We start from the raw sequence: 9,574 nt of genomic DNA on the forward strand, positions 1-9,574 counted from the left end.
GGAGAGTGGAGCCTTTATGGTTAGTCGGTTATGGGTAAAAGGGTTAAAACTTTATGATTAAGGCTCCACTCTCCTTACGGTAACTTCAAACCTTATTTTAAGGTTTCGTCTCCGGGATGAAAGCCAGTTAGCGACTAAAGTCGCCTAGATGCAATTTCATCAAAAAGGTTGACAATACCTGCGCTAAAGTATCATTTAGATATGGGTACAGGCTGAAAAACCGAGGCACAACCGGGAGAGAGACCCGCAATTGTTTGACCTAAAAGTAGTAATGCCCGGAGGGTAGGGAAAGTCCTCCTTTCTTGATGCAAAGCGCGAGTGGGGGAAACCCCCTGTTCCCTTGCTGCATCGCTAAAAACCCAATCATCAACTAACAATTGGTGTGTGAACCCAGCCAGATCACAACTTGAGAGAAAAATGGTACGGCGGGGCACGCCGAAACCAAGTAAAACGGGAAAGTAACGGACTTTATAAGGCACTTTCCAATCTTGTTGCTAAACGCTATCGCGAGACTAGCCCGCTGGGTCTTTCGTGAACTGAACTAGATTCTTGGTCTTGACGGGATAATGGTTTAGATATTGCCATTTGGACACGGAGGTTTAAGGCCGGTCGTAGATCTAGGAATCCCCGTCTTTTTAAAGCGGGGAGTGTCAAAGTAAGAGACTTTCAGCAGTAGAGTTGCTGTGTTTTCACCCACGCCCATCTAAACCCCAAGGGGACTTCCGTTATAGCCCTTAGACAAGCGCGGAAGACCGGGCGTATAAAGTGATCCCGCAGGTGACCCACACAGCCCGGAGACGAAACCTTAAAATAAGGCAGCCTTAATCATAAAGTTTTAACCCTTTTACCCATAGCCGACCAACCATAAAGGCTGCCTTATTTTTACGGTAACTTCTGACCCTTGGGAATTGGAGACTAGAACTGTTGCCCTTCCTTGATAATCTGAGCATTATTAATAATTAATGTGCTCGAAAGAGTAGCGGTTTGTGCGCAAGCTGAAAAGCCTCTGAATCAAGCATAAACCAAAAATCTAAAAAGTAAGCCCAATAATTTTATTGGAGGGTTTAGAGGCTGTTTGGCTCAGCCATTAAGAGTGTAAAATTCTTAAAAATCCCAGCGACCTAGGAGCCGCTAAGCGAACGCTATAATCTACGGGCTTTGCCCGACGCGGGGCGGGTTCGATTTAGCGACGGGAGTGTCAAAAGCTAACTGTATCACCAGGGTTAATCACACCAGGGTTAATCACACTAGGGTTAATCACAGGAGTGTAGTTATTTGCCTTGGGTAATTTTTAATAGTAAACTGTATTGTTGATTTTTTCTTAAGCTTACTTATGTCTCGTCGCTCAGTTGTTAAAAAGCGTCCTGTCCCCCCTGACCCACTCTACAACAGTCGCCTGATTTGTATGTTGGGGTGTAGACTGATGCGTCATGGCAAGAAATCCCTTGCCTACCGAATTATCTATGACGCAATGAAAATCATTGAAGAAAGAACTGGATCTGATCCCATAGAAACCTTTGAAAAAGCTGTGCGTAACCTGACGCCTCTCGTAGAAGTTAAGGCTCGCCGGGTTGGTGGGGCAACCTATCAGGTTCCGATGGAAGTCAAGGCTGAGCGAGGGACTACTCTAGCCCTACGCTGGCTGATTAAATTCTCCAGAACTCGCTCCGGTCGCAGCATGGCTAGCAAATTGGCTAATGAGCTAATGGATGCTGCCAATGAAACGGGAAATGCCATTCGCAAGCGTGAAGAAACCCATAGAATGGCAGAGGCAAATAAAGCGTTTGCCCACTATCGGTACTAAGTTATCCTAAAAAGCCTAGAACAAGAACCTGGTAGCTATAGGATAATGTCCACAAATGCCTAAAAAAACTTAAAAAAAGTATAAAATTGTAAATAGATAGCTACCTGGTGAGGAAATGGTGGCACCAGACAAAGGAGGTAACCGTGGCACGCACCATCCTGCTTGAGAAAACACGCAATATCGGCATTGCAGCTCATATTGATGCGGGCAAAACAACAACAACTGAACGAATCCTGTTTTATTCCGGAATTGTTCACAAAATTGGTGAAGTCCATGAAGGTACAGCTGTAACTGATTGGATGGACCAAGAGCGGGAGCGGGGAATCACGATCACTGCTGCTGCGATTAGCACCAACTGGCGAGAGCATCGGATTAATATTATCGATACTCCCGGTCACGTTGACTTCACCATTGAAGTGGAACGCTCCATGCGGGTATTGGATGGTGTGATTGCTGTGTTTTGCTCTGTAGGTGGTGTCCAGCCTCAGTCTGAAACCGTCTGGCGGCAAGCAGACCGCTATCAGGTACCTCGAATTGCCTTTGTTAATAAAATGGACCGCACAGGAGCAAACTTCTTCAAGGTCTACGAGCAAGTTCGTGACCGATTGCGCTCCAATGCTGTTCCCATCCAAATCCCGATTGGTAGTGAAAGCGAATTTAGAGGCATTGTTGACTTGGTGCGGATGCGAGCCAAGATATACACCAATGACTTGGGAACTGACATCGAAGATACAGAAATTCCTGAAGAGGTCAAAGAGCAAGCCGAAGAATACCGTGCCAAACTAGTGGAATCGGTGGCTGAAACTGACGAGGCGTTAATTGAGAAGTACCTTGAAGGAGAGGAAATCACGGCAGAGGAAATTCGTGAAGCCCTGCGCAAAGGAACCATTGAGGGCAGAATCGTTCCTATGTTGTGTGGCTCTGCATTCAAGAACAAAGGGGTTCAGCTGCTGTTGGATGCGGTTATTGATTACTTACCAGCTCCGATTGATGTTCCGCCAATTCAAGGTACTATGCCTAAGGGTGAAACCGTCGAGCGGGTGGCTGATGACGAGGCTCCTATGTCAGCTCTGGCATTCAAGATTATGGCAGACCCCTATGGTCGCCTAACTTTCCTGCGGGTATACTCTGGGGTACTCAAGAAGGGGAGCTATATCCTCAATTCCACTAAGGGTAAGAAGGAACGGATATCTCGGTTGATTGTCTTGAAGGCTGATGACCGCATTGAAGTAGAGGAGTTGCGGGCTGGAGACTTGGGTGCTGCCGTTGGTTTAAAGCATACTATCACTGGGGATACTATTTGTGACGAACAGTCTCCCATTATTTTGGAATCCCTCTTTATTCCAGAACCAGTGATCTCGGTGGCAGTAGAGCCAAAAACCAAGCAGGATATGGAGAAGCTATCCAAAGCCCTCCAAGCCCTATCTGAAGAAGACCCTACCTTCCGTGTCAGCATTGACCCAGAAACCAACCAAACCGTGATTGCGGGCATGGGTGAGCTGCACTTGGAAATCCTGGTAGACCGGATGCTGCGAGAGTTTAAGGTAGAAGCGAATGTGGGCGCTCCCCAGGTAGCCTATCGAGAGACGATTCGTAAATCAGTCCAGGCGGAAGGTAAATTTATCCGTCAAAGTGGCGGTAAAGGTCAGTACGGTCACGTTATTGTTGAATTGGAACCAGGAGATACTGGTAGTGGTTTTGAATTCGTCTCCAAGATCGTAGGTGGTTCTGTACCGAGAGAGTACATCTCTCCTGCTGAACAAGGGATGAAGGAAGCCTGTGAATCGGGAATTCTAGCAGGGTATCCAGTGATCGACGTGAAAGTTACCCTACTAGATGGGTCTTATCACGACGTAGACTCTTCAGAAATGGCATTTAAGATTGCTGGTTCTATGGCCATGCGGAATGCTGTGATGAAGGCTGCCCCAGTACTCCTAGAGCCTATGATGAAAGTTGAGGTGGAAGTGCCGGAAGACTTCCTTGGGGATGTCATGGGTGACCTCAACTCCCGCCGTGGCCAGATTGAAGGTATGGGTTCTGAAGACGGCATTGCCAAAGTCACTGCTAAAGTTCCATTAGCAGAGATGTTTGGTTATGCTACGGATATCCGGTCTAAGACCCAAGGTCGGGGTATTTTCTCTATGGAGTTTAAAACCTATGATGAAGTACCTCGCAATGTGGCAGAAGCCATCATTGCTAAGAATCAAGGGAACGCATAACAAAAAAAAGGAACATGTAATTCATGGCACGCGAAAAGTTTGAAAGGAATAAACCCCACGTTAACATTGGCACTATTGGTCACGTAGACCACGGCAAGACTACCCTAACTGCTGCTATTACTATGACATTGGCGGCTCAAGGGAAGGCAAAAGCGAGGAACTACGAGGAAATTGATGCAGCTCCTGAGGAAAAAGCACGGGGGATTACCATCAATACTGCCCATGTGGAGTACGAAACCGAAAATCGCCACTATGCCCACGTGGATTGCCCAGGCCACGCTGACTATGTGAAAAACATGATCACGGGTGCGGCGCAAATGGATGGGGCAATTCTGGTGGTTTCTGCCGCTGACGGTGCCATGCCACAAACTAAAGAACATATCCTCCTAGCTCGGCAGGTGGGAGTTCCTAACATCGTGGTTTTCTTAAATAAGAAAGACCAAGTAGATGATGAAGAACTCCTAGAGCTAGTAGAACTCGAAATTCGGGAACTGTTGAGCGAATACGACTTTGACGGGGACAATATCCCGATTGTGGCTGGGTCAGCTTTAATGGCTGTAAACGCCCTGACCGAGAATCCAAGCATTGGCAAAGGTGACAATGAGTGGACTGATGTGGTGCTATCACTGATGGAGAATGTAGACTCATATATTCCCACACCAGAGCGGGATGTGGATAAGCCATTCCTGATGGCAGTGGAAGATGTCTTCTCCATCACTGGTCGGGGAACTGTTGCCACCGGTCGAATCGAGCGGGGTAAGGTGAAAGTTGGTGAGACGGTAGAAATCATCGGGCTTAAAGAGACCCGTAACACCACCGTAACTGGTGTGGAAATGTTCCAGAAGACCCTAGACGAAGGGATGGCTGGAGACAATGTTGGACTACTGCTGCGGGGTATCCAAAAAGAGAACATTGAGCGGGGTATGGTACTTGCCAAGCCCGGTTCAATTACCCCTCACACCAAGTTTGAATCTGAGGTATATGTCCTGAAGAAAGAAGAAGGTGGACGTCATACTCCCTTCTTCTCCGGCTATCGCCCTCAGTTCTATGTACGAACCACTGATGTGACTGGCACTATTGATGCCTTTACTGCTGACGATGGCTCTACAGCTGAGATGGTGATGCCAGGCGATCGCATCAAAATGACGGTGAGCCTGATCAACGCGATTGCGATTGAACAAGGTATGCGCTTTGCTATCCGTGAAGGTGGTCGCACCATCGGCTCAGGTGTGGTCAGCAAGATTCTCGAATAGCAGTACTCTACTATAGAGTAGGAGCAGGGAAGTTCTAGCTTCTCTGCTCTTTATTCATGTTTATTTACGCTAACAAAAGAACCTAGAAAATTAAAAAAATGGCAACTATTCAACAGCAGAAAATTCGGATTCGACTAAAAGCCTTTGATCGACGCTTGCTGGACACTTCCTGTGAGAAGATTGTAGATACAGCAAACCGCACAAATGCTACAGCTATTGGCCCAATTCCCTTACCCACTCGACGTCGTATTTACTGTGTTTTGCGATCGCCTCACGTTGATAAAGATTCTCGGGAACACTTTGAAACACGCACCCACCAACGGATTATTGATATTTATCAGCCTTCTTCAAAGACTATTGATGCTCTGATGAAATTGGATTTGCCTGCTGGAGTTGATATTGAAGTTAAACTTTAAGTATTTAAAGTCCCGGTAATCATTGATATAGTAATTATCATAGCTATGAGGTACACAATTTCTGGATTTTAGGGAACAGGGAACGGGGAACAGGGAAGAAGAACCCACCCCTAACCCTTCCCAGGATGGGAAGAGGGAATAGGCAATAGCGATGCGCTGCATCAAGACAGGGAATCAACGTCAAAGAAGACTGTACCTCATAACTGCGATAAACCCTATAAAAGAAGATAGTTAATCGCCTTTGGTTGTCAGTCAACCAGGGCGGCATCAGCCACCAGTGGTTTTTGATGATGGCGAGAACAAGAACCCTGGCGACGGACACCACCGCATTAAGGCACGAGTGCTTGCAGAGCAGGAGATTCTGTATGAAGTCCGCAGCGGCACCTTGATAGATGCTATCCGCTACAGCTGTGGAGCTAATCATATTATCAACAGGGCGTTGCGTCAGTCTTTGAATGAATATTCGTAGAGTGGGCATCCTGCCCGCCCGAAAATATATTGAAACTGGCAAGATGCCAGTTCCACGCAAGATGCCAGTTCCACGCAAGATGCCCATTCTACGGCAAGATGCCTATTCCACCTCACTCTTAAAATCATTCCATTATTAAGCAACGCCATAAACAGCGCCCTAGTCTACACCGGAGCAATGCACAAGTACACAAATGCTGTTCACCACTGCAGATTAGTAATCTTTGACGGCAAATTTGTATAAATTTTCCGAAATCATACAGTTGTCAATTGTATCTTTATGAAGTATGCCTCATAAATTTCATAAAGAGTGCGATCAAAAGAATCTTGATTTTAGCAGCCAATCCCAAAGATATAGCGCTACGCACAAGTCAGAAAGGTTCGAAGTCAGAAGTCAAAAGTAAGCTATGACTAAGTTTCGGAGTTTAGGAGCGATGCAGCGCGGTCTTGGGGGAAACCCCCATGAGCGACTGCATCAAGACAATGTCCGAAGCTTAATGCGTAGTGCTATACATCCCAAGACTTTGTATTCTTCTCTGTAAGTAGAAATACTGAAGCATTCGATACGACTGTTAGTGCATTACCTGAAGTTTTGGCAGGTGCCGGTGCCACCAAAGCACATACCTGTCTATCCCTCATTCATGCCGTAATTCAGCAACGGCCACATTTTTTCATATAAAGAAGAATAACATTATGGACTATTCCAATCAAAATCTTCAAGGGCGGTCTTTTAAAGATAAAAACCTTGAGTCTTATAAATTTATTAATGCCAATCTCACAGGTGCAGATTTCACTGGTGCCAATCTCGCAGGTGCGGATTTCACTGGTGCTCAACTTCAAAATACAAACTTCACGGATGCTAAAGCAGGGATTCCAAAACATTGGAGAGCTATGTTGGTAATAGCCTCATGGCTGATGTTAGGAATATCAGTGAATATTACTGGATTGACTAGTTTATTGCTCGTAAATTTTATTACTGATACTGATAATATTGAAAACAAATTTACGATTATTAGTTCAGTATTTTTTTTGTATATAGCCTTATATATTATCGCTTTTTCGCTGGATTTATTAATCGGTTTGGCAATCTTTGTATTTCCCGGAGCCCTAGGCATGCTCGTTGGTATAACCGTAACCTTGATTCACCTCTACATCGAAACAAGTTTTGGAGGAGGAAAAATCATTTACCCAGGCATTATATTTCTCACTATCTATTGTGCAGCCGGAGGTGTTACCTTCGGTGGAATGATTGTCGAAGCCATTGTGCTTGCCATGAACAAAGCAGTCCTTCCTGACAATAACAATGGCGTTATCGTTGGCATATTTGGAATTGTAGCTACTATCGTTATCGTTACCACCAAAGTTACTATTCCTGTTGGAGAGCTTGGCTTTAACATCAAAGGAGCAGAACCCGGAGCCAGAGCCCTTATCTTTGCTAACATTATTATGTTAACTGTAACGCTGCTTGGTGCTTATATTGGATGGCGTGCTTTGAAAGGAGATCAAAAAAACCGTTGGATACGCTCATGTGCTATCGCCTTTGCCAGCATCAGAGGTACCAGTTTTCGAGGGGCTAACTTAACCAATGCGAATTTTACTGGAACTACTCTTAAAAGTACAGATTTTAGAGAAGCTATTCTAACTCGTACCAACTTTAATAAAACCAAAAAACTCGACCTAGCTCGTGCCGGAACCACTTATATCCAAAATTCACAAGTACGGCAATTACTAATTACTGGTGAAGGACAAAATAAAAATTTTGATCGTTTAGATTTACGGTACGTTAATTTACAGGGAGCAAAACTAGAAAATGCCAGTTTTATCGATGCAGATTTCTACCAAGCCAATCTACAGGGAGCTAATTTATCCAGAGCTATCTTAGTAAGAACTAATTTTTAAAGAGCAGATTTAAGAGGTGCTAACTTAACTGGAAGTTGTATCCAAGATTGGGTTATTACCGAAAGTACCAAGCTTGATGGAATTGCTTGTGATTACGTTTATTTAAAATGGGTTAACGGAGATAAGCGTGACCAAATGCCACCTAGGGGTAAATTTATAGAAGGTGGCTTTGTAAATTTTGTTAGGTACATCCTAGAAACTGTTGAACTTTATCACGAGAAAGATATTAATCCTAGATTAGCCCTAACTGTTTTGCAAGAAATGTCTATAGACTATGATCAACCTTTCGATATTGTAGCTCTTGGAAAAAAAGGAGAAAGGGTTTTTATTCAAGTTAAAGTTTCTGAAAATCTTATTCGATTTCAGGAAAATCGGGAAAACTTTAAAAACGATTACTATGAAAGGTACGATAGAGGTTTAAAATTGTGGTCAGGGAATATCCATCATTTACCCCCTAGTGTAAATAGTTTTATTGAAAAACGAATTAGCGAAGTTGCTTCAGAAAAAACAGATGAGTTTGCTTTTATTGATGCTAGATATGTAGCAGGTGATTACACTGAAAATTATCAAGGAGATACAATTATGACTGGCGATCGCAATTTTCATATGGGCAATGGTAATTACAACGAAAATAGTGGAATTATTCAAAACATGAGTGGTGGAACAATGTACGGTGGAATGCAAGCTTCCCAGGAGAATGTAGTTTCATCCCAACAGCAACAAAGCCTCACTGAAGCTGCAGAAGAAATTCAAGCATTACTCAAACAGTTAGAAAAGTCTTATTCCACCGAGGCAACTACGGGGAAAATGGCATTAGCTACTGAAGTGATACAGCGCATAGATAGCAATCCCACTTTGACCGCTAAAATACTCAGTGCTTTACAAGTAGGAAGTGTTAAAGCTTTAGAGCAATCCCTCAATCATCCCGCAGCTAGTTTTGTAATTGGCGCATTGGAAGATTGGCAGAAAACCTAAGTATTCAGGGCAAACGCATCTAAATTCCAAAACCCTGATCCAGTAAGGATTTCATCAATTCATTAAAAACAGGACTCGATTGCTGAAATCCTCCCCCGCCTGCCTTCCCAAAATATAGCACTACGCATTAAGCTTAGGACATTGATAAAAGCTGAAAAGCTGTTTAGTAAGCTTTTGCCTTTTGCCTTTTGCCTCTTGCCTGGCGCGTAGCGCTATAAAATGCGTTTGCCCCGCTTAAGTATTGGAGTTTGAAAAAAAAACTGTGTTTGCTAAATTGAAAACATCTAGACTAATCAAAGGTGTGATTGCTGCAGCAATATTGTTATTTGTAAGTATATCTCAAGATACTTTGGTTCAGTCAAATGGTGGATATTCAGATGCTCCGAGCATTGACTATAAAAATCCCAACTGGATGAGTGGAGTATCAGGAACTCTTCGTCTGAGTGAGTTGTCCTTACCTGGAACACATGATTCATTGTCATTTCACGGTGGATCATGGGTACAGACTCAATCCATACCTCTCAAGACTCAATACGGCTG

General features: G+C 44.2%; 10 protein-coding genes and 1 pseudogene. 9 read left to right on the forward strand and 2 right to left on the reverse strand.

The features are described 5' to 3' along the window. Nucleotides 1–318: 318 nt before the first annotated feature. The 5 genes from F6J99_RS35555 (at nt 319) to rpsJ (ending at nt 5,692) form a co-directional block, all read left to right on the forward strand. Nucleotides 319–462, forward strand: a complete 144-nt coding sequence (locus F6J99_RS35555; RefSeq protein ID WP_293120254.1) for a hypothetical protein — start codon at nt 319–321, stop codon at nt 460–462. An 871-nt stretch (nt 463–1,333) separates the two neighbouring features. Further along, nucleotides 1,334–1,804 (forward strand): 30S ribosomal protein S7, encoded by a 471-nt coding sequence (gene rpsG, locus F6J99_RS35560; RefSeq protein WP_293120256.1) that lies wholly within the window; start codon nt 1,334–1,336, stop codon nt 1,802–1,804. Nucleotides 1,805–1,947: 143 nt separating this feature from the next. Beyond that, nucleotides 1,948–4,023: an elongation factor G gene (fusA, locus tag F6J99_RS35565; protein ID WP_293120258.1), complete on the forward strand. Its 2,076-nt coding sequence runs from the start codon at nt 1,948–1,950 to the stop codon at nt 4,021–4,023. A gap of 23 nt (nt 4,024–4,046) precedes the next feature. Then, the gene (gene tuf / locus F6J99_RS35570) at nt 4,047–5,276 is read left to right on the forward strand and encodes an elongation factor Tu (RefSeq protein WP_075904453.1); all 1,230 of its coding nucleotides are present in this window, start codon (nt 4,047–4,049) and stop codon (nt 5,274–5,276) included. A 107-nt stretch (nt 5,277–5,383) separates the two neighbouring features. Next, a complete protein-coding gene (gene rpsJ / locus F6J99_RS35575; protein WP_198954346.1) occupies nt 5,384–5,692 on the forward strand; it encodes a 30S ribosomal protein S10 in 309 nt (102 codons plus the stop codon). A gap of 43 nt (nt 5,693–5,735) precedes the next feature. On the opposite strand, the gene F6J99_RS35580 is transcribed toward rpsJ, so the two are convergent. Both F6J99_RS35580 and F6J99_RS35585 read right to left on the reverse strand, forming a co-directional pair. Further along, complete coding sequence (locus tag F6J99_RS35580; protein ID WP_293120260.1) at nt 5,736–6,116, reverse strand: hypothetical protein; 381 nt, start codon at nt 6,114–6,116, stop codon at nt 5,736–5,738. Nucleotides 6,117–6,136: 20 nt separating this feature from the next. Beyond that, nucleotides 6,137–6,289: a hypothetical protein gene (locus tag F6J99_RS35585; RefSeq protein ID WP_293120262.1), complete on the reverse strand. Its 153-nt coding sequence runs from the start codon at nt 6,287–6,289 to the stop codon at nt 6,137–6,139. 278 nt (nt 6,290–6,567) lie between these two features. Between F6J99_RS35585 and F6J99_RS35590 the strand changes: the two genes are divergently transcribed. The 4 genes and pseudogenes from F6J99_RS35590 to F6J99_RS35605 form a co-directional block, all read left to right on the forward strand. After that, nucleotides 6,568–6,702, forward strand: coding sequence for a hypothetical protein (locus F6J99_RS35590; RefSeq protein ID WP_293120268.1), 135 nt, complete (start codon nt 6,568–6,570; stop codon nt 6,700–6,702). 151 nt (nt 6,703–6,853) lie between these two features. Then, nucleotides 6,854–8,059: a pentapeptide repeat-containing protein gene (locus F6J99_RS35595; protein WP_293120264.1), complete on the forward strand. Its 1,206-nt coding sequence runs from the start codon at nt 6,854–6,856 to the stop codon at nt 8,057–8,059. 252 nt (nt 8,060–8,311) lie between these two features. Further along, the gene (locus F6J99_RS35600; RefSeq protein ID WP_293120266.1) at nt 8,312–9,034 is read left to right on the forward strand and encodes a hypothetical protein; all 723 of its coding nucleotides are present in this window, start codon (nt 8,312–8,314) and stop codon (nt 9,032–9,034) included. 241 nt (nt 9,035–9,275) lie between these two features. Beyond that, nucleotides 9,276–9,574, forward strand: a pseudogene (locus tag F6J99_RS35605) (hypothetical protein); the annotation flags it as partial.

The organism is Moorena sp. SIO4G3, from assembly GCF_010692305.1.
In the GTDB taxonomy this organism is placed as follows: Bacteria; Cyanobacteriota; Cyanobacteriia; order Cyanobacteriales; family Coleofasciculaceae; genus Moorena; species Moorena producens_A.

Coding starts and splice junctions, on each gene's coding strand:
- rpsG (WP_293120256.1), top strand. CDS start 1,334: ATGTCTCGTCGCTCAGTTGTTAAAAAGCGTCCTGTCCCCCCTGACCCA.
- F6J99_RS35585 (WP_293120262.1), bottom strand. CDS start 6,289: ATGATTTTAAGAGTGAGGTGGAATAGGCATCTTGCCGTAGAATGGGCA.
- F6J99_RS35590 (WP_293120268.1), top strand. CDS start 6,568: ATGACTAAGTTTCGGAGTTTAGGAGCGATGCAGCGCGGTCTTGGGGGA.
- F6J99_RS35580 (WP_293120260.1), bottom strand. CDS start 6,116: ATGATTAGCTCCACAGCTGTAGCGGATAGCATCTATCAAGGTGCCGCT.
- tuf (WP_075904453.1), top strand. CDS start 4,047: ATGGCACGCGAAAAGTTTGAAAGGAATAAACCCCACGTTAACATTGGC.
- F6J99_RS35595 (WP_293120264.1), top strand. CDS start 6,854: ATGGACTATTCCAATCAAAATCTTCAAGGGCGGTCTTTTAAAGATAAA.